General features: G+C 56.2%; 29 protein-coding genes and 2 pseudogenes. 20 read left to right on the forward strand and 11 right to left on the reverse strand.

All coding sequences use genetic code 11. The features are described 5' to 3' along the window. Positions 1-6: 6 nt before the first annotated feature. The 7 genes and pseudogenes from JCM10550_RS03175 to JCM10550_RS21690 form a co-directional block, all read right to left on the reverse strand. Entirely contained in the window at positions 7-1,584 is a 1,578-nt protein-coding gene (locus JCM10550_RS03175) for an aldehyde dehydrogenase family protein (protein ID WP_157199882.1), read from the reverse strand. A 163-nt stretch (positions 1,585-1,747) separates the two neighbouring features. Further along, a complete protein-coding gene (locus JCM10550_RS21685; RefSeq protein ID WP_245618659.1) occupies positions 1,748-2,056 on the reverse strand; it encodes an arginine deiminase family protein in 309 nt (102 codons plus the stop codon). Positions 2,057-2,099: 43 nt separating this feature from the next. Then, entirely contained in the window at positions 2,100-2,357 is a 258-nt protein-coding gene (locus tag JCM10550_RS16755) for an arginine deiminase family protein (RefSeq protein WP_083475258.1), read from the reverse strand. After that, entirely contained in the window at positions 2,344-3,027 is a 684-nt protein-coding gene (locus tag JCM10550_RS16760) for an arginine deiminase family protein (protein ID WP_172673746.1), read from the reverse strand. Before JCM10550_RS16760 ends, JCM10550_RS16755 begins: the two co-directional genes overlap by 14 nt. Then, on the reverse strand, positions 3,020-3,970 hold the full coding sequence (locus tag JCM10550_RS03185; protein WP_062396912.1) for a carbamate kinase: 951 nt from the start codon (positions 3,968-3,970) through the stop codon (positions 3,020-3,022). Before JCM10550_RS03185 ends, JCM10550_RS16760 begins: the two co-directional genes overlap by 8 nt. 51 nt (positions 3,971-4,021) lie before the next feature. Then, on the reverse strand, positions 4,022-4,798 hold the full coding sequence (gene argF, locus JCM10550_RS03190; RefSeq protein WP_245618685.1) for an ornithine carbamoyltransferase: 777 nt from the start codon (positions 4,796-4,798) through the stop codon (positions 4,022-4,024). Between the two features lie 74 nt (positions 4,799-4,872). Further along, positions 4,873-5,106 (reverse strand): annotated as a pseudogene (locus JCM10550_RS21690) (ornithine carbamoyltransferase subunit F); the annotation flags it as partial. 90 nt (positions 5,107-5,196) lie between these two features. Between JCM10550_RS21690 and JCM10550_RS21695 the strand changes: the two are divergent. From JCM10550_RS21695 to JCM10550_RS03250, 15 genes and pseudogenes are all read left to right on the forward strand, one after another. Then, the gene (locus JCM10550_RS21695; protein WP_245618660.1) at positions 5,197-5,496 is read left to right on the forward strand and encodes an HDIG domain-containing metalloprotein; all 300 of its coding nucleotides are present in this window, start codon (positions 5,197-5,199) and stop codon (positions 5,494-5,496) included. Then, entirely contained in the window at positions 5,480-5,896 is a 417-nt protein-coding gene (locus tag JCM10550_RS03195) for a hypothetical protein (RefSeq protein ID WP_245618661.1), read from the forward strand. The genes JCM10550_RS21695 and JCM10550_RS03195 overlap by 17 nt, the downstream gene beginning before the upstream one ends. Further along, positions 5,896-6,033 carry a hypothetical protein gene (locus JCM10550_RS18050; protein WP_157199883.1) on the forward strand — a complete coding sequence of 46 codons (138 nt, stop codon included), beginning with the start codon at positions 5,896-5,898 and terminating at the stop codon, positions 6,031-6,033. Before JCM10550_RS03195 ends, JCM10550_RS18050 begins: the two co-directional genes overlap by 1 nt. Then, a complete protein-coding gene (locus tag JCM10550_RS24285; protein WP_062396914.1) occupies positions 6,030-6,356 on the forward strand; it encodes a hypothetical protein in 327 nt (108 codons plus the stop codon). Before JCM10550_RS18050 ends, JCM10550_RS24285 begins: the two co-directional genes overlap by 4 nt. Beyond that, positions 6,343-6,720 carry an SAM-dependent methyltransferase gene (locus JCM10550_RS24290; RefSeq protein ID WP_062396917.1) on the forward strand — a complete coding sequence of 126 codons (378 nt, stop codon included), beginning with the start codon at positions 6,343-6,345 and terminating at the stop codon, positions 6,718-6,720. Before JCM10550_RS24285 ends, JCM10550_RS24290 begins: the two co-directional genes overlap by 14 nt. A gap of 570 nt (positions 6,721-7,290) precedes the next feature. Then, positions 7,291-9,120, forward strand: a complete 1,830-nt coding sequence (locus tag JCM10550_RS03210) for an MASE3 domain-containing protein (protein WP_062396919.1) — start codon at positions 7,291-7,293, stop codon at positions 9,118-9,120. Next, positions 9,113-9,544, forward strand: coding sequence for a sensor histidine kinase KdpD (locus JCM10550_RS03215; protein ID WP_172673747.1), 432 nt, complete (start codon positions 9,113-9,115; stop codon positions 9,542-9,544). The genes JCM10550_RS03210 and JCM10550_RS03215 overlap by 8 nt, the downstream gene beginning before the upstream one ends. Before the next feature lie 46 nt (positions 9,545-9,590). Next, on the forward strand, positions 9,591-10,202 hold the full coding sequence (locus JCM10550_RS21705) for a hypothetical protein (protein WP_062396923.1): 612 nt from the start codon (positions 9,591-9,593) through the stop codon (positions 10,200-10,202). A 27-nt stretch (positions 10,203-10,229) separates the two neighbouring features. Further along, positions 10,230-10,508: a hypothetical protein gene (locus JCM10550_RS03225; protein WP_062396925.1), complete on the forward strand. Its 279-nt coding sequence runs from the start codon at positions 10,230-10,232 to the stop codon at positions 10,506-10,508. Positions 10,509-10,569: 61 nt separating this feature from the next. Then, positions 10,570-10,912: pseudogene (locus JCM10550_RS03230) on the forward strand (cupin domain-containing protein). Between the two features lie 216 nt (positions 10,913-11,128). Then, entirely contained in the window at positions 11,129-11,320 is a 192-nt protein-coding gene (locus JCM10550_RS18055) for a hypothetical protein (RefSeq protein WP_157199884.1), read from the forward strand. After that, complete coding sequence (locus JCM10550_RS03240) at positions 11,257-11,628, forward strand: metal-dependent hydrolase (protein ID WP_062396930.1); 372 nt, start codon at positions 11,257-11,259, stop codon at positions 11,626-11,628. Before JCM10550_RS18055 ends, JCM10550_RS03240 begins: the two co-directional genes overlap by 64 nt. 68 nt (positions 11,629-11,696) lie before the next feature. After that, positions 11,697-11,837, forward strand: coding sequence for a hypothetical protein (locus JCM10550_RS18060; RefSeq protein WP_157199885.1), 141 nt, complete (start codon positions 11,697-11,699; stop codon positions 11,835-11,837). A gap of 144 nt (positions 11,838-11,981) precedes the next feature. Then, positions 11,982-12,320 (forward strand): cupin domain-containing protein, encoded by a 339-nt coding sequence (locus JCM10550_RS03245; protein ID WP_062396932.1) that lies wholly within the window; start codon positions 11,982-11,984, stop codon positions 12,318-12,320. A 57-nt stretch (positions 12,321-12,377) separates the two neighbouring features. Further along, positions 12,378-12,650 (forward strand): hypothetical protein, encoded by a 273-nt coding sequence (locus JCM10550_RS03250; protein ID WP_062396935.1) that lies wholly within the window; start codon positions 12,378-12,380, stop codon positions 12,648-12,650. 203 nt (positions 12,651-12,853) lie between these two features. Here the strand turns inward: JCM10550_RS03250 and JCM10550_RS03255 are convergent, their stop codons facing one another. Further along, positions 12,854-13,189 carry a multidrug efflux SMR transporter gene (locus tag JCM10550_RS03255; RefSeq protein ID WP_062396937.1) on the reverse strand — a complete coding sequence of 112 codons (336 nt, stop codon included), beginning with the start codon at positions 13,187-13,189 and terminating at the stop codon, positions 12,854-12,856. A 122-nt stretch (positions 13,190-13,311) separates the two neighbouring features. Between JCM10550_RS03255 and JCM10550_RS03260 the strand changes: the two genes are divergently transcribed. Continuing rightward, on the forward strand, positions 13,312-13,719 hold the full coding sequence (locus tag JCM10550_RS03260; RefSeq protein ID WP_062396939.1) for a carboxymuconolactone decarboxylase family protein: 408 nt from the start codon (positions 13,312-13,314) through the stop codon (positions 13,717-13,719). 147 nt (positions 13,720-13,866) lie between these two features. On the opposite strand, the gene JCM10550_RS21710 is transcribed toward JCM10550_RS03260, so the two are convergent. The 3 genes from JCM10550_RS21710 to JCM10550_RS03275 all read right to left on the reverse strand — a co-directional run bounded on the left by JCM10550_RS21710 (position 13,867) and on the right by JCM10550_RS03275 (position 15,967). Then, complete coding sequence (locus tag JCM10550_RS21710) at positions 13,867-14,046, reverse strand: ChaB family protein (protein WP_245618662.1); 180 nt, start codon at positions 14,044-14,046, stop codon at positions 13,867-13,869. A gap of 127 nt (positions 14,047-14,173) precedes the next feature. Next, positions 14,174-15,142 carry a hypothetical protein gene (locus JCM10550_RS03270; RefSeq protein WP_062396941.1) on the reverse strand — a complete coding sequence of 323 codons (969 nt, stop codon included), beginning with the start codon at positions 15,140-15,142 and terminating at the stop codon, positions 14,174-14,176. Between the two features lie 162 nt (positions 15,143-15,304). Beyond that, positions 15,305-15,967 (reverse strand): phosphoribosyltransferase, encoded by a 663-nt coding sequence (locus tag JCM10550_RS03275; RefSeq protein WP_062396942.1) that lies wholly within the window; start codon positions 15,965-15,967, stop codon positions 15,305-15,307. Positions 15,968-16,246: 279 nt separating this feature from the next. Between JCM10550_RS03275 and JCM10550_RS03280 the strand changes: the two genes are divergently transcribed. The 4 genes from JCM10550_RS03280 to JCM10550_RS03295 are packed head-to-tail and all read left to right on the forward strand — an operon-like array spanning position 16,247 to position 18,405. Continuing rightward, positions 16,247-16,555 carry a FeoA family protein gene (locus JCM10550_RS03280; RefSeq protein ID WP_245618663.1) on the forward strand — a complete coding sequence of 103 codons (309 nt, stop codon included), beginning with the start codon at positions 16,247-16,249 and terminating at the stop codon, positions 16,553-16,555. Between the two features lie 11 nt (positions 16,556-16,566). Further along, on the forward strand, positions 16,567-17,175 hold the full coding sequence (locus JCM10550_RS03285) for a FeoB small GTPase domain-containing protein (RefSeq protein WP_062396944.1): 609 nt from the start codon (positions 16,567-16,569) through the stop codon (positions 17,173-17,175). After that, positions 17,156-17,377, forward strand: a complete 222-nt coding sequence (locus JCM10550_RS03290; protein ID WP_062396946.1) for a hypothetical protein — start codon at positions 17,156-17,158, stop codon at positions 17,375-17,377. The genes JCM10550_RS03285 and JCM10550_RS03290 overlap by 20 nt, the downstream gene beginning before the upstream one ends. Next, complete coding sequence (locus tag JCM10550_RS03295) at positions 17,374-18,405, forward strand: nucleoside recognition domain-containing protein (protein WP_062396948.1); 1,032 nt, start codon at positions 17,374-17,376, stop codon at positions 18,403-18,405. The genes JCM10550_RS03290 and JCM10550_RS03295 overlap by 4 nt, the downstream gene beginning before the upstream one ends. The last annotated feature ends 1 nt before the right edge of the window (position 18,406 follow it).

Consider the following 18,406-nt stretch of genomic DNA (forward strand, 5'->3'; position numbering starts at 1 on the left):
GTTTTCTCACCCTCTGAGTCTCGTCTGTGCCTGTTCACGCATGTAGGAGAGGAGATAATATGGGCCACCCACTCCCCGTCCGGTTGAACCACTGCTGTTCCACCCGCCGAATGACTGGTACTCCGGCCATCCACCGGTTGTCGCCCCCCCGTCCTTTCGGTTGGCATAACAGACACCGAACCGGATCCGGGAGAAGAATGCCTCCACCTCTGCCGGGTCTTTGGAGAAGATGCCCGCGGTCAGACCGTAATCGGTCTCATTTGCAAGTCTGATGCCCTCATCGATCCCGTTGTACATGGCCAGCACCACCAGGGGCACAAAGAGTTCGTTTTTCATCACGGGGTGGTCATGCGGAATGCCGGTTACGATGGTGGGTTCTGCAAAATGGGCATAGTGTGTCTCTTTTCCGGAATAACTTTGTCCACCGATGAGAACCTCACCTCCGGCAGAAATGACGGATGCAACCGCTGCATCAAAACGTTCCTTTGCTTCACGGTTGATGAGCGGGCCGGTGAATACCCCTTTTTCCCGTGGATCGCCGGTGGTGCAGCGTGTCACCCGCTCGGTCAGTATGTCTGCAAAGGTTGGGAAGACCGCTTCTTCGACGTACACCCGTGAAGTGGCGCTGCATTTCTGCCCGCTGAATCCGAAGGCACCCCGGCAGACTCCTTCTGCTGCCTGCTTCAGGTCAGCCTGTGCGGTTACAATACAGGGGGGGTTTTTGCTGCCCAGTTCAAGGATCATTGGTTTCGGATACGGCTGGTGTGTGGTAAACTCCTGCCGCAGCCACATGCCGGCGTCCCGTGACCCGGTAAAGGTCACCCCTGCAATTCCCGGTGACTGGGAGATGATCTTTCCGAATGCGGGGGGGCCACTGCCGGTGATGCAGTTCGCCGCCCCCCCTGCAGGCACCCCCCCTGATTCTTCAAGGATCTGGCAGAAGGTGAGCATCGAGAGCGGTGCCGCAGAGGCCGGTTTCATGATGGCCGTGTTACCGGTGATAAGAGCTGCTGCCGCCGCCCCCCCCGCCCCCCCCAGAACAAGCGGGAAGTTAAACGGTGAGATCACCGCCCATGCACCGTGTGGGCAGAGCACGCTCTCGTAGCGGTCGGTTTTGGTATCAGCCGGCATTGACCGACGGAACCCTTCATTGTCCCGGATAACGCTGGTATGGTATCGCAGGAGTGCCACGGCCTCGCCGACCTCGGCAAGTGCCTCATTCCGTGTCTTTGCGCATTCAAGGGTGATCAGTGCCGCAAGCTCGAATATTTCCTCTTCCATACGGTCGGCTGCTTCCCTGATGCAGGCACAATGTCTTTCCCACGGGGTTTGTGACCAGTCGGAATATGCTTCCCCCCCTGCTGCTAGTATTGCAGCCTCGGTCTCTGCCATGCCACACTGCGAGAACGTGCCGATTTTTAGTGTTGGCTCAATAGGTGACCAGACCGTGAAGGTCTCCGGTGCATGAATCTCCTTTCCTGCCACCCGTGCCGGATGGACCCTGCCCAGTTGTGATTCTGCCGCGACCAGTGCCTCTTCGTATTTACGGTCAATGGCAGGATCCTCTGGCCGTGATGTGTACATAATCTGTTCTTTCAGAATTCATCCCCCCCCGTGGAGATCTTTACTGGTCCCCCCCCGGAGACCAGATGCTACGCTTTATCACCCGCCCAGACTATTTAGCCCTTTGCCAGACAGAGGGAGAGTCCTTATCGGGATTATATCGGGTCCCGCCTGAGCGGGCAGGTCATACAGTGGGTGCCACCGCGTCCCCCCCGGCAGAGTTCTGATCCGGAGATCTCCAGCACCTCAATTCCTTCCTGTTCCATACTGCGGTTGGTGTGGGTATTGCGGGCGTAGGCGACGACGACCCCCCCGGCCGGAGGGCGACCACGTTGTTTCCGTCGTCCCACTGTTCCCGTTCTGCTTCATAGCGGTCGCCGCCGGTGGGGGGGATGAGCGTCAGCTGCTTTTCCCCCCCGAGGCGTCTGCCACCGCCCCCCCGGTGAAACTCTCCTCCCGCTCCACCGTGAAGGTTGTCCCCCCCTCGTTGCACCTCTCTTCTCCGGGATAAAGGGAGAATGCCGGGGATGTTTCGATCACCGGCGGGTAGATGGTGGCCGTGCCGGGGTCAAGGAAGGTGAACACCGTGTCAAGATGCATGTGGGCACGATTGGGCTGAGGCGGCAGACGATGATGCGGTCAGCGGCATCTGTGGCAAAGAGACGGGATGCGGTGGTCTCGATGGCCTGCGGACCGGTGCGTTCGCTCATGCCGAAGAGCAGGTTCTTGCGCCGGCATGCATGATGTCCCCCCCGCCTTCCAGAGATGTATTGGTGGCTGTCACCGGCGGGCAACCGTCACCTGCCGTCTCTCCCCCCCATACCAGAGGGGAATATCGCTCCCGGCAAAGTGGGGGGGATGGTGGCGGTAGACTGCCGCAGCGTTCGCCGTCTCTCCCCCCCGCCGAACCGGCCAGTGCATCGGGTTCAGGGTGAACCCTCCGCAGAACCATGAAGACGCGTCACGGGTATACATCGAATTCGGGAGCGGTGGGATGACAAAATTGTCCGGCTCGGCGGCCGCCACCAGGGACTGCCTCTGCAGCTTTCCTGCCTCTGCTCCTGCGAGTTCAGCGAGCTGCAGGCCTGCGATCAAATGGTGCACCAGCGCCGCGGGGGGGTCACTTTCCATGAGATATGCATACAGTATCTCTGCAAGAGGTGTGCCACTGCCCGCTGCCTGCAGAACGGAGGCGGCGAGTTCCCTGCGGCATGCGGGACTCTGTCGGATGCTCTCTTCGAGGAGGTCGGCAAGGTAACAGACCCTGACCCCCCCTTCCTCTTTCATGAGGCGGGTGAACTCGTCATGCTCAACGATTGCCCGGTCGACCCAGAGAACGTCGTCAAAGAGGAGTGCGTGCCGGTTTGAGGGGGGGGTGAGGCGGCGCAGTTCGTCGCCAGGACGGTGTACCAGTACCGTGCGCAGCCTGCCGGTCTCCGAGTACACTCCCCCCCGGTCAGGCATGCTCATCCTCTTCCTCTTCTCTGCTGATTGACCGATAGCGGGCGCCGGTGAAGATCTGGGTGCCGCCGGTGCCTGCCACCATTTCAGGAATATCTCCCAGTGCGCCTATCACGGCCCGTTTTCCGGGAATGCGGGCAAACCGGCAGGCCGCTTCGACCTTCGGCCCCCCCATCGATCCGGCGGGGAAGTCCCCCCCTGCGCTGAGAAGATCCGGTGAAGCAGAGACGATGCGCCGGGCGGTGGCGGTCGCCCAGTCTTCGTATATGCCGGTTACATCGGTTGCCATGATGAGGAGGTCGGCCCCCCCGGTCTCACGGGCGAGGAGGGCACTTGCCCGGTCCTTATCGATGACCGCCTCCACGCCGGTCAGAACCGATCTCCCGTTCGGGGAGTACATCGTCGGGATACCCCCCCCGCCGCCGGTGCAGATGACGACGGTTCCCCCCCGCTCCAGCAGCCAGCGGATTGGGCGGATCTCGAAAATCCGTTGGGGGGGTTCGGGTGAGGGGGGGACGACCCGCCGCCAGGCTGCCCCATCCTGTCGGAACGTCCAGGTATGGGATGCCGCGAGCCGGTCCGCCTCATGACGGGTATAGACCGGCCCGACGAACTTTGTCGGGCTGCTGAACGCGGGGGGGTCATCCGCATCGACCTCCACCATGGTGAGGAGGGTGGCGAGCGGTTGGTCTTCCGGGAGGAGGTTTCCCAGCTCTTGTTCAATGAGGTAGCCGATCATCCCCCCCTCGGTCTCGGCACCGAGGACGTCCAGGGGGGGAAAGACGCCGTCCTCTCCTTTACCGGCGGCTTCCGCTGCCTGAAGGGCAAGAAGGCCCACCTGCGGGCCGTTTCCGTGGGAGAGCACGACTTCGTGGGTGGTGGCAACCGGGGGGGCAATCGCCTCTGCCGCCTTGCGCACATTCCCGCGTTGTGCCGCCGCGGTCATCGGTTGCCCCCGTTGCAGGAGGGCGTTTCCCCCCGAGGGCGATGACGATTCTCATCGGTTCTCTGTTTCCCCTCCCTTTTCCCTGCAGGCATCATCTGCCAGTGTCGCCACCATGATCGCCTTGATGGTGTGCATCCGGTTCTCTGCCTGATCAAAGACGATGGAGTAGGGCGACTCAAAGACCTCGTCGGTGACCTCCAGTTCCGAGAGGCCGGTGGCACGGAACAGTTTCTCGCCCACCTCGGTCTCCCGGTTGTGCAGGGAGGGCAGGCAGTGCATGAAGCACACATTCGGGTTGCCGGTGGCCCGGATGAGATCCATTGTCACCTGATAGGGCAGAAGCAGTCTGATACGTTCGTTCCACACCTCTGCCGGTTCTCCCATTGAGACCCAGACGTCGGTATAGATGAAATCCACTCCAGAAACTGCCTCTGCGACGGACTCGGTGAGGGTCAGCGAAGCCCCCCCGGTTTGGGCTGCGATTTCCCGGCAGGTCTCTGTCAGTTCCTCGTCCGGCCGGAGTGCGGCAGGCCCGCAGATACGGATGTCCATGCCGAGTTTCACCGCACCGACCATCAGGGAGTTACCCATATTGTTGCGCCCGTCCCCCCCGAGGTAGCAGAAGGAGACTTCCTTTGGCGGGCGGTCTGTGTGTTCGGTCATCGTGAGGACGTCAGCGAGGATCTGGGTCGGGTGAAACTCATCGGTGAGGCCGTTATAGACCGGTACACCAGCATATGCGGCGAGCGTCTCGACATTCTCCTGAGAGTAGCCGCGGAACTCAATCGCGTCGTAGAGACGCCCGAGGACACGGGCGGTGTCTTTGATGGACTCCTTGTGGCCGATCTGTGATCCTTCCGGCCCGAGATAGGTGACATGCGCCCCCCCTGATCCCGTGCCGCCACCTCAAACGAGCAGCGCGTTCGGGTGGAGTCCTTCTCAAAGATGAGTACGATCTGCCGGTCTTCGAGGTATTTATGTTCCGTCCGGTTCTTTTTTGCCGCCTTGAGGCGTCCGGCAAGAGCGAGGAGCGCCTGCAGTTCTTCTGCCTCAAAGTCAAGGAGTTTCACAAAGTTTCGGTGGCAGACGATGTCGGTGACTGCCTGTCGGGATAGGGATAGTGATGCCTGTTTCATGAACATTATCCTCCGGTTTCATCTGCCCGCCCTTTTTGTATCATCATTTTTGAGCAATAAAGGAATATTGCGGCTGAAACCGGGATGTTGATGATAGGCGAAATTTCTCCTGTGATCATATATGGTTTATCCCATTGTCAGCCGTTTTCGATGGCCGGGTTTTATCCCTTCTGCCGGACATCCTCTTTTCATGGAGAGGCTGATGCCATTCTGCTCCTGCAGGAGCACGTGGTAAAGGAGAGTCTCATGGCCCATTGCCGTGCAACCGCGGCCATTATGCGTGCAACGGCCGGGGCACTGGATGAGGATGCCGACCTCTGGGAAGTAATCGGCATCCTGCATGACATCGACTATGAAGAGGTGGATGGGGGATATGCAGTGCCATGGTAACGCGGGTGCCGCCCTGCTTCTTGCGGCAGGACTGGGGGGGGAGGAGGTGGCAGGCCCGGTGCGCCGGCACAATTTTGAAACATACGGCGACACCGACACCCCCCCGGTGGATACTGCCCTCACGGCAGCAGACAATATGTCTGGCCTCGTTATCGCCTGTGCCATGGTGAAGGGTGGCCGGTTGAGTGAGGTTACGGCAAAGACGGTGAAAAAAAAGGTGAAGGATAAGGCGTTTGCCGCCGGCTGCAATCGTGACCGGATCCGAAGGATTGAGACATATATGGAACTGCCTGCCTACTATGCCCTCTCGGTCGCCGCCCTGCAGAATATCAAAGAGGATCTGGGGGCTTTCATGATCGTTTTGTCTCCCTGCGGCTCTGTGGGGGGGGATATAACCTGATGTCCCTCTCATCTCGCTGTGCCGTTTGTATGCCCCCCCCGGAAGCGGCCCGCCGTGTGCCCGATCGCTATGATGTCATCGGTGATGTGGCCGTTGTCACCCTGCCCGACGCCTGTTGCCCTATTGTGGGGGGGTGATCGGCCGGTGCATCACCGAAGAGCACCGCAGCGTCCGGTCGGTCTGTCTGCGCACGGTTTCGGTGGAAGGCACCAGCCGGACGGAGGAGTATGTGGTTATTTATGGCCGAAAGGAGACCGAAACCCTCCATCGCGAATACGGCTGCAGCTATCATCTGGATGTGAGGTCGGCTTTTTCTCATCCCTCCCTTGCCTCTGAACGTCACCGGGTGAGGGGGGGCTGTGTGCGGAAGAGTGAGCGGGTGCTGGTGCCGTTTGCCGGTGTTGGCCCGTTTGTGGTGCCTGCCGCACAGCGAGGGGGGGGCGGAAGTGACTGCCATTGAGATAAACCCGGATGCATGCCGCTATCTCCGAAAGAATATCCGGGAAAACGGGGGGGTGGAGGATGTGGTCACCGTCTTTGAGGGTGATGCGATGCAGCTGCTCCCGTCATGCGGAGGGGGGGGATTTGACCGTGCGATTGTTCCCACGCCATACGGGATGAATACCGCACTTGATGAGGTTATCCCACTGGTCAGCAGAGGAGGGGGGGTGATTCATTTCTCTACCTTCACTGTCCCCCCCGAAGAGACGGATATCCTCGCGGCGAAATTCCGGGGGATGGGATGTGTGGTCAATGCAATGCGCCGGTGCGGTGATGCGGGCACCGGCGTATCACGTTGGGTCTTTGATCTCCGTCGGCGGTAGCTGTTATTCGATAAACAACATCGAATCAGCACCTCATCCCTTCGGAGACGGGGGAAAATCGGACTTTTTTATCCGTGAAAATCCGTTTTGAGAATGAAGGAATGAATCACCCGAACCTTTCGTTCAGGTCTTGTTCACTGTTTTTTGTCTAGTGCGGGGCACCGGTGTCATATGCCAAATGACGGGATGATATATGCAACACTGCATATCAAAAGAATGATCACCAGAATATAATGGATTAATCTTTGCATTTTTATCACCAGATATGGGAATTTATTATAAGCTGTGGGCCTGAGGACTTTCTATGGTAATGTTCTTGTGTAGGAAATATTTATGTCTTACTTCGTTATGGCTTGCCTCAGTTTGTCATCTGTATACAACACCGTCCGCATCCGTATGACGGGAGATTCCCTGTCATCATGGCCTGCAGATCCCGCGTATTCTTCCTGAATTTTTGTGGGGTGGGGTGTGTGTTCTGATTCTGATAATGCGACACTATCCCGGAGAAAGTATCTTTTAGGTGTTGGTAATGGTAGTCAGTGAAAGTCAGCAGTAAGGGAGGGTGAAGAAATGAACCGATCAGGCACACATGATCCCGGCACTCCGGGAGAGGTATTTTCAGAGAACCGGCACTTTATTGCGGTTCTTGTTTTGATCATTGCAGGGGTGTGGCTCACTTCCCTTTACCGCTTCCTGCTCTTCCATGTGATCGCTGAGATCTGTTCCATTCTTATCGCGGGGGTCATATTTCTCATTGCGTGGAATGCACGCCGGTATCTGCAGAACAATTATCTGCTCCTGTTGGGGATCGCCTATCTCTTCATCGGCGGTATCGATTTCATTCACACACTGGCCTATGCGGGAATGAATATCTTCATTGGCTATGGTGCCAATCTGCCGACCCAGCTCTGGATTATCGCCCGCTATATGGAAGCGGTCACTTTGCTTGTTGCACCCCTGATGTTTGGCCGGACGCTGAGGCCATACCGGGTGTTCGGCCTCTATGCAACGGCGACAGCCGTGCTCGTTACCGCTGCATTTGTGCCCGGTCTCTTTCCTGCATGCTATGTGGAGGGGTCAGGTCTCACACCCTTCAAGATCATGAGTGAGTATGTCATCTGTATCCTCCTTGTGGGGGGCATTGTTTTGCTCTGGCGGAATCGTGACCACTTTGAAGAGGACACCTTCCGGCTGGTCGTGGCATCCATCGTCTGCACCATCTGTGCCGAACTGGTATTCACCTTCTATACCAGTGTCTATGGGTTTCCGAATCTGGTGGGACACCTCTTTAAGCTGGCATCCTTTGCGCTGATCTATCAGGCACTCATCGTTTCCGCATTCCGGCGTCCGTTTGATACGGTATTTCGTGAACTCCGGCAGAGCGAAGAAGAGGTCAGAAAGGAGCGTGACCACCTTCAGCAGTATCTGGACATCGCGGCGGTCATCTTTATCGTCATTGACCGGAATGGTAACGTACAGCTCATCAACCGGAAAGGGGGGGTGGAAATTCTCGGGTATCCCCCGGAGGAGATCATCGGGAAAAACTGGTATGCCACCTTTCTGCCTTCCCCGGTCAGAGATGAGGTGAGTCGCCGCCTCGGGCACCTGATGGCAGAAGACATCCGGCCCGGTGACGAGATTGCCGAGAATCTGGTGCTCACGAAGGAGGGAGAGTACCGGAGAATCCTCTGGCACAATACGGTGATACGCGACGCGGGGGGGGATGATCACGGGCACCTGAGTTCCGGCGAGGATGTCACCGACATTCGTGAGGCAGAACGCGATCTTCATCTGAAGAATGCGGCGATCGAGGCGACACAAAGTGGCATTGCCCTGCTTTCGATGGATGGCACCGTGCGCTATGCGAATGCGGCACTCACAAAGATGATCGGGTATCAGGATGAGATTGCGCTGGTGGGGGGGCGCTCCATCACTGATCTCGGTGAGAACCGGGACCAGATTGAGGCCGCGTTCAATGAGCTCATCAGGACCGGGAGCTGGTTCGGGGGGGAACAGCACGGAAAAAAGGCAGATGGAGAACCGATTTATCTGCTGATCTCAGCCACGGTCATATCCGACAATCGTGGAGAACCGGTACATATCGTGGTATCGTTCATGGACATCACGGAGATGCATCGCTACCGGGTGGCATTGGGAGAGGTAAACAGGAAACTGAATGTCCTCTCATCTCTGACCCGGCATGATATTCTGAACCAGCTGCAGGTGCTGCTCTCCTACACCGAACTGCTTGAGGAAATTACGCCGGATGACACACCGGGTCATGCGTATATCGGGGGGGAACTGTTTGAAGCGACCAGACGGATTTACTCACAGATTACGTTCACCCGTGATTACCAGGACCTTGGTGTTGAGGCACCCCCGGTGGCAGGTGGTGCATGATGTCTGTGAAGAGGGCGCCGATGGCATTGACCGCGATGCAATACGGGTATCCTGCAACACGGGGGGGTTGCTGGACATCTATGCCGATACGATGTTTGTAAAGGTATTCTACAACCTCTTTGACAATGCGGTCCGGCATGGTGATACCGTCACCGAAATTGACGTTACGTTCACTGAAGAACCGGACGGTTCCGGCATTCTCTCGGTTGCGGATAACGGGGGGGTAGGGGGGGTGCCGGAGAACCAGAAGGAGCGGATTTTTGAACGGGGCGTCGGGTCGAATACTGGCCTTGGTCTCTTTATCATCGGTGAAGTGTTGGGTATCACGGGGGGGTGCTCGATCACCGAGACCGGGAAAGAGGGTGAGGGCGCTTGTTTCTCGATTCATATTCCGGCAGGCACCTGGCGCTATGGGCAACCCTGACCGGTGGTCTTTTCCGGGAGGGGGACAGGAATAGGATCGGGGGGTCATGATTCAGGAGAATGTACTGGAAAAGCGGGTGGTGCATACGGCACAGGGTGACTTTACCTTCACCCTGTTCAGTGGAGATCTCACTCATCTCTATCCCGGCATGGTGCGGTATCGGGTGTGCGTCACTGATGCAATGGACCGGACGGTGACAGAGTATTTCTCAAATACGTTTGAGTATACACCGGTAATGGAGCTGGATGCAAAGACCGCCGCAATAAACGTATTAAATGAGTGGGAGCGAGGATTTTCCCGTCACCCTGTTGACATGCTGGAGTATTTCAGCCGTCTGCATCCCCGCTGCCTGCCTGCCGCAGAGGCAACGGATGTCGTTGTCATACAGGGAAGTCCCCCCCGGCCTGACGCAACTGCGGTGAGATTGCACGGTGGATTGCAACGGAAACAGCCCGGATGGGGGGGGCTACTGTGCAGGTCATATACCCGGATGATATGGACATCCGGTCCTGTATCGGGTGTTACCAGTGTTATAATTCTGGGTTCTGCACCTTTGCTGATGATATGGATGAGGTCTTTGCCATGGTGCAGCGCTGCCGGGTGCTGGCGGTCTGTGCCCCCCCTGTCTACTCCTGCAGTGTCCCCCCCGGTGCCCTGAAGATTCTTATCGACCGGTTTCTGGCATATGATGCACACCGGCACGTCGTTGAAGAGGTTGCGGGTCATCAGGCGGGCCTCTTCTTTGGTGTATGTGGCCGGGACGGGGGACGCGAATTTTATTCCCCCCCTGCGTGAGATTGCAACGGCGTTTTTTGCGATGGCGGGTATGCCGCTCACCGGCACGGCATGGGCGGACGGGATGGATCAGAGACGGGACGTCCGGCAGGTATCCGGGTTCACCCATGAGGTGCAGGAGACTGTGCGCCGGGCACTGGAACAGACCGGAAGCAGTGAGAAGGAATAATTCCGGAGATATCTGTCAGGGATCGTTTACCTTTATTACCTCCCGGAACATCTGGAATCGTATGAAGGTCACAGATATTGCCACCCTGCCAATAGGCAAAAACCCGCACCATGTGGATGCCCGTGTAGCATATGACACCGAACACGCAGTGGCGGTGGTCATCACCCTGCAGCCGGGTGAGGAACTCAAAAAGCACATCACCCCGGTCGATGTATTCTTCTATGTCCTCGAAGGAACCGGAGTCGTTGAGATTGGGGGGGATGAGGAGGAAGAGGTGGGAAGGGACATGCTCGTTGAGAGTCCGGCACACATACCCCCACCGCTGGTTCAACCGGAGCGATGCTCTCTTTCGGGTGCTGGTTGTGAAGGTGCCGAAACCTACAAAAGGGACTCAGATGCTCTGACAGATCTTGAAGAACAGGAAATCGGGGGGGATTTTTTGACGGGAACCGTCAACCCTATTGTTTCAGGCCAAAATCATCCTCTTTATTTTCCCTCCGCATCAACCATAATGCAATGTACCTTTTCCGCACTCCGGTGTGTATGTCTGCTCTGACAGGGCTATATTTGCCGTTAACCGGCAGAGAGATGAGGATATCCGGGTTTTCGGTGATTGGCAGGTGATCGGTAAAGACCATGCCATGCTCTCTATGGCAGCAGCACTGCTCTGTGTTTCTCCGTTTTTATCGGTAGATGTCACGATGGAATATCTTGAGAGCTGCATCTATTTTCTGGCGGGGGGGTCTTTGTGGGCAGTTATCTGCCGGATGCCGATGTTGCCGCCGCAAAAGAGCTTCGTCCACGGAAGGTGAAATGGTTTAGCTATTCTATTCTCAGCATCGTCATGATGCGGGTGATGGGTATCGTCTACCGGTTAATGGGGATGCGGTTTAACGGGCACCACCGGCGTTCCTTTCATACCATATTCGGGATTACTATCGCAGTGGTGCTCCTTGCAGCGCCTGCATGGTTTATCCTCACCAGTCTTGGCTGGTGGTCAGATGTATTCATCTTCATATATGTGGGGGGGCTGCTCTGCGGAGCCCTTTTCCATCTGGCAGAGGACTGCTGCACCGTAAATGGCCTGAAGCTTTTCTGCCGTTTTTATCCCTGCACCTGAGGGGCGGCATCACTACCGGCGATTACAAAGACAAGCGACCGGAATGGTATACAAAATGTCTGGTAGGCATGGCATCACTGGTCATCGCAGCGGAGTATGTGTATCACATCCCGGCAGGCAGTCTCTTTCTCCCGGTGCTGGGTGTGGTTGCTCTTTCCGGAATCATCTTCTATATCATCTCGCAGCGTCCGCATGCCCGAAGAAAGTGAGCCGATTTTTTTGGCAGACTACGATGACGATGGAATCTTTCCTGTGGATGGGCCCCCATCCCCGTGCAACCATTTATTGCAGGCCTGAGCCAAATACCGGGTATCACGGTATGCATGCAGGCATACAGTAGGTGGAATATTTTTATGACAGGGAATAATCGGGATGAACTCAAAGGCAGGGTTCTGCACCTCGCGGACCTCGTGGAGTATCAGGATGGTGCGGTCGCGAGCCGGATGGTCGTAAACAAGCCGGTGGGTACAATCACCCTCTTTTCGTTTGATGAGGACGAGGGACTGAGTGAACATACCGCCCCCCCCTACGATGCGGTGGTTACGATTCTGGACGGAGAGTGTGAGGTCTGGTTGTCCGGGGAGACCTATGCCATGAAAACGGGTGACACGATCATCTTCCCGGCCAATGCACCACATGCCCTCTCTGCGGTGACACAGTTCAAGATGATGCTGGTGATGATCCGGGAGTAGATGAGAGGATCAATTGTGACGGGACAAAGAATGAGGTGAGATAGGATATGCCAGACGATGAAGGGGGAATACTGTACCGTCTGCGGCGGGATGGTTCCGAAGGCAGGCGATGTGCAACAGATCACGGTGGATGGAAAGGCTGTCGGTATCAGCGGGCTTGACCAGATCCTGAAACAGGTGGCGGAGATGGAGTTTTCCGGTCCGTTGCAGGTGAAAGCGGCCCTCCTTACGGCAGTGAAGGCGGCGAACTATGTCCCGACAAAGAAGGCGGAAGCGTATCGGGATGCCCTTTACGGTGAGTACCTCCGGTATATGGAGTCGGTTAGGTGATTGGATGGAGGGCAGGGCACTCCTGAAAAGCTTTTGTTCTGTCCTCTGGAAGTCGGTAATCACCCTGCACGGATGTTCCTCTATTTCCTGCAGCCGATTACGTTCAATGAGTCGGTGTTCCGGAACTGGTTTGAGGAAAAAAATAAACGGTGATGAGTTGCCTTTCTCATCCCATTCCTGAAACCCACAGATTTTTCAGATGTTCATTCGCCGCTGACCACTTTTAGTCCGATAATCCCTGATATGATGAGAAGCAGGCAGAGTATTCGCAGCAGATCCCGTGATTCCCCCCCGAAGAGATATATGCCTAAGATGACCGTCCCCCCCACTGCGCCGATTCCTGTCCAGACGGCATAGGCAGTGCCGATGGGAAGGTCTGTGAGCGATTTTGAGAGAAAATAAAAACTGCCTGCCATCAGGGCGATGGTGACAACAGACGGTACAAGGCGTGAGAACCCTTCGGTATATTTGAGACCGATGGCCCATCCGGTCTCCATGGCACCTGCCACCAGAAGGGAGATCCATGCATTTACTGTCATGCCCTGTTTATCTGTTGTGTGGGTGGATGGAGCTTTTCATTCTTCTGAAATACTGGCAGGGATATGCAGAACTGAGTGGGTGCATCTATGGTGGAGTATGATAAAAATCTACAGGATATCATATGAATCCAGAGACACAGACAACAATTGACGAATTCCTCGGCAAAAAAGAAGACGTGTGCGACGGTATCATGGATGATTTTAAGCAGACCCTCGGGCTTGTCCCCCCCTTTATCCTGCCCATCCTCAGGGAACGACCTGATTCCTTTGCATTCAATGGACTTGGGGATTTATATACATTTAACCCGGAGTCAATGGATCGCAAAACTGCAGAGCTGGCTGCGGTATCTGCCGCTGCCGCTATCGGTGCGGATGCCTGCCTGAAGGTGCATATCGGTGCTGCCCTTAGTGAGGGTGCCACCCGTGAACAGATCCGGGATACCATCAGCATTGCAGCACTCATCGGCAAGACCGGCATCCTCGGCGCATCGTTCCGGGTGATGAATAAGGCCATTCCCGACGAGGAGTAATCCGGGAATCATCGGTGCTTCAGCCGGATTGATTCCTAAACTGGCCGTTTGCTGTCCGTGGATGCCTGACGGCGGGCGGCCTTCCTTTTACCCTGCTGTCTTCTCCTCCCACATGCCGGTTCGGGGGATTTTTTCTGTAGCACCGTTTTACTGCGGCCCAGGCGACGCGGTGGGCGGTCTCTTCTTGGCTTTCTTCTCCCTGGCGTTTTTTGGGTCTGCATACTCCTTCCAGGCGTTGTCGAATGCAGCCAGGTAAATTTCCTGTGCATGCAGCGGCAGGTGTGACTTTACCCGTGTCGGAAGCTCTGTTATTTGTTCATACGGCATTGTATTGTCCTCTCTCTCTCTGGTATCTCAGGAGATGGATGAACCGGAATAATAAAACATCTTTGCCGTGCACTATGTTTCCCACCGGGTGGCCGGTGGCAGAAAGGAATTATACGTTCCTCTTTTCTCACCACACGAAGGAGAGGGCGGCCACGATGGCAATCATGACAACGACCCGGAGGCCGGTGGAGAGACCCTGAATAACGGCACCCGTCCGCGGGCCGAATATCGCTGCATAGGAGGTGCCGTACCAGCGTATGGCCCGGGTGACACTGGAGAGAATATTTCCCACAAGGAGGGTGAGGATGATCTCCTGCGGGGAGAGGGTACCTGCGACAAGAAGGGTCGAGGCGACGCTGGCGCCTGCAATGAACGAACCGAACTGGGCGGCGATGATCGCAAAACCTGCCGCAGGAATGGGGAAACAGGCACCAAAACCCTGCATCACGTCTGCCACCGTGTCAAAGAACCCGAGGCTGATGAAGACGGCCACAATAATAATCGTGGGCACACTGATGATGAGGATGTGGCGCAGCGATGTGGCGGATGTTTTCATGGCCTTCTGTACTCCCTCTTTCCAGCCAGGCCGGGGGGGTGGTGGCGTGTTTGTCTCCTCTTCCGGTGTAGCGGGAACGGGTAGCATCCATCGCCCGGCGACCATGACGATGACAGTCTTGATGATGCCGACCACAACAAGGATGGCAAAGTAGACGAGGCCGGTGAGACCCAGGAGGGGGGGGACATACACCGGGAGAAGATAACGCCAGTGCATCATCACATTGGGAAAGGAGTTCATCAGGGCGGCGACCACCATCTCGCGACGGGTGATGATCCCGTCCCGGTGGTATTTGGCAAGCATCGCGTTTGCAGCCTTGGGGGGGGAGATGAATACCATCATGAAGGATATGCCGCATTCGTGGTGGAGGTTGGACCAGATGGTGAGGGGGGGCCGGGAGACACGGGATATCCGGGCGGTCGCATTGAATGCCATGATCAGCTCCGCTGCAAAGACCCCCCCTGCCACCATCATGGGGGGGATGGTGCGGATGAGGAGGTCAAGGGCGAGAAGGGCGGTCTCCTGGAGAAATGCGTTCATGGTTCACGTCCGCTTGCAGTCATTTTTCCGGCTGGAGACGGGATGGTGATTTCTCTGTTGATCAGGTTAACACATCGTTCTGAATAATATCGGCATTTTACATACTTAATTTTACGATATTGGATGGTTGCATTACAATTGGGCAAAACCGGGGGTGAACCGTCAACTATCTATCCGCAATATTCCGCCTGTCTCCTCTGCCTTGCCCCCCCTTTGGACAAGGTCAGTACAAATCTCTGTGAACATCTCTGCATCAACAGTGATACAAAAGTCCTCTGTTAAGGCGGAAAGAATCTCTTCCACTGTGGCTGGGCCTTTTTTAAGGATTCGGATTACAAACCCGGAAATGTCCTCATAAACTGCCCACGGGTATATGATCCAGCGCCATTCTGTGATCAGCTCTGCGTAATAGTCCGGCCGGTATCCGGATGTTTGCTTGTGCTGGAGCACAGCCGTCCTGACCTCGGCGGCACCGCATTTCATGAGATAGGAGATAGCCACAGTCAGGGTGTCTCCGGTGTCAGTCACATCATCGACCACCAGCAGGCGGGCACTGGCGACATCAACTCCGAGGGGGAACCGGATGACCGTCTTTGATCTCTCTTCGGCAGCCACGCCCCAGTGCTCGATTTTGATGCTCGTGAGTATTTCATGCATAAGGTGGTCGCAGACTATCCGTGCCGGTACATACCCGCCCCCCCTCCCGATGGCAACCACCAGATCCGGCTGGTAGCCGGAGTCCCGGACTGCGTATGCAAGCCGCTGTGCCAGTGCACACGAATGTTCCCAACTGATGAGTTCGCAGGGGAAGGTGTCGGGCATCATTGATTGGGGATATGTGGTGGATGTTCAAATGTATTTGGGCGGGTGAATGGGTAGCGTGCAGGTGCATTTGATATTCGGTTATTCTGAAAAATCCGAGGTTTGTGGTAATTTTGAAAAATAATCGAAATTGTTTGGGCATTTGTTGATACCTACCAAAATGCAGAATTGATCATGGATACGTAAGAAATGGTCATGTGTCATCTGCACCCGGCACCATCCCGGTGGGAATGGTGGGGATGTTCATGACTATGGCATCACACGGACTGCACCGGTGCTGAAGTGCGGGGGGGCGGTAACGCCCAGCCGTTGTGTGTGCCGGCAGTCCGTCATCATATGTTCATGAGGATACATCATGCAAAAAAGTTATTAGATCTTGAATTCGGCGACATGGCTGTCGTCCGTGAGATCCACACGCCACCCCATGACCTGAACTGTATGGGGGGGCTTCGGGTAGGCAAGGAACTGAAGATGGTTACCAAACAACCCATCAAAGGGCCGGTGGTCGTCCTGCTCGGTGAGGTGGAGATTGCCATGGGCCCAGATATGGCAGCAGAGATTCTCGTTGACGTCATCGGGAAGGATGCATAACGGAGACCAATATGGCAGATGCGACAAAGAACAAAAGAACGGTTCTCATGGTCGGCAACCCGAACGTTGGTAAGAGTGCTCTTTTTAACCGTATGACCGGATCAAATGCCGTGGTTTCAAACTATCCCGGTACGACCGTTGACTTTACCAGAGGTACGCTCATCGAGGGACGACAGGAATACGAGATCATTGATGTGCCCGGCACTTACTCGCTGGAACCAAGGGACGCAGCAGAGGAGGTGGCAGTCCGGATGCTCAGGGATTATCCGGATGCCATCGTGATGATCGTGTTTGATGCAACGAAGATTGACCGGGGGGGTCTCTACATCGCCCTTGAAGTGATGGAACGGGGCATGCCCTGTATTGTCGCGGTCAATATGATGGACGCTGCCCATGACAAGAAGATCACGGTGGACACCGCAGGTCTCCAGCGGGTGCTGGGTGTGCCGGTCGTTTCGACAACTGCCATCAGCGGCGAAGGCGTCCGCGAACTGGCGGAGCAGATGCGTAAGGCGCAGACAGCAGATCTTGATTCTGTTGTAAAACGGCTAAAGGGTGAAGAACCGGCAAAAAAGTCCGTTGGCGGATGTGGTGGCTGTGGTGGCTGCGGGGGGTGCTGAACCTATGGTGCTTTCTTCTGACGCCCGCTGGGAGATCGTTGATCTCATTACCCGCAGGACTGTGACATATGGCACATATAAACAGACCCTCGGTGATGTGCTGGGAGAACTGACGGTCAAACCGCTCACCGGTATACCGGTCGCGGTGGCGGCCCTCTTTGCCTTCTGGAGTATCTTCGGATCCTTTGCAGGCGCCTCGTGACAGACGGGTTCATGGTGAAACTCTTCGATGCACACTGGCTGCCGTGGCTGCAGTCCATATGGCCGGATCCTGCAAGCTGGCATTACTTTGTGTTTGTCGGAGACCCGCTGGCAGATAACTGCTTTGAAGCGTTTGGCGTGTTGACGTCGGGGGGGCTGTTTGTCTCCATTGGTGTGGTGCTTCCGGCGATTCTCATCTTCTATTTGATGATGACCGTTCTGGAGGATTCTGGATATCTCCCACGGCTTGCTGTCCTGGTTGATTCTGTCCTCCACCGGATCGGGCTGCACGGATACGCCATTGTGCCCGCCATTCTCGGTCTGGGATGCAATGTGCCGGCGGTGACTGCCACCCGTATCCTGGAGACGCGGAAACAGCGGTTCATCATGATGTCCCTCCTTGCTATCTTTATCCCCTGTGGGGGGGCGCAGCTGGGTGTCATGCTGGAGGTCATCCCCCGATATGGTCGGTATGGTCTTCCTCTGTCTGATTGTGGGCTTTTGCCTCTTTGGATATATCTTAAACAAGGTGATTCCGGGAGAAAATCCCGAGATACTCGTGGATGTGCCACCCTACCACTGGCCGGTGAAGGAGAATGTGGCAAAGAAACTCCTGAACCGGACAAAGAGCTTCCTGAAAGAGGCTGTGCCCTTTGTGCTTTTCGGTGTGCTCCTTGTGAACCTTCTCTATCTGGGGGGGGAGTCATTCAGGCGCTTGCGGCCTTCTTTGAACCGCTCTTTGTCACATGGTTTGGCGTGCCCAAGGAGACCGTCGGGCCGCTCATTGCAGCGTTCCTGAGAAAAGACCTCGCCATCGCACAACTGTCGGTCATCCCGATGACAGCATACCAGATGTTTGCGTCAGTGGTGCTCATCTCCATCTACTTCCCCCCCTGTGTGGCCACCTTTGTGGTGATGTTGCGGGAGGGGTGGAAAGAACTCTGTGCGGCTCTCGCCGTGCTCCTTGTCGTCGTATTTGCATACGGCGGCCTCATACACGCCATCGGCATCCTTCTGGGAGTGGCCTAAT

Origin of the sequence: Methanogenium cariaci JCM 10550 (genome assembly GCF_001315945.1) — an archaeon.
Taxonomy (GTDB): domain Archaea; phylum Halobacteriota; class Methanomicrobia; order Methanomicrobiales; family Methanomicrobiaceae; genus Methanogenium; species Methanogenium cariaci.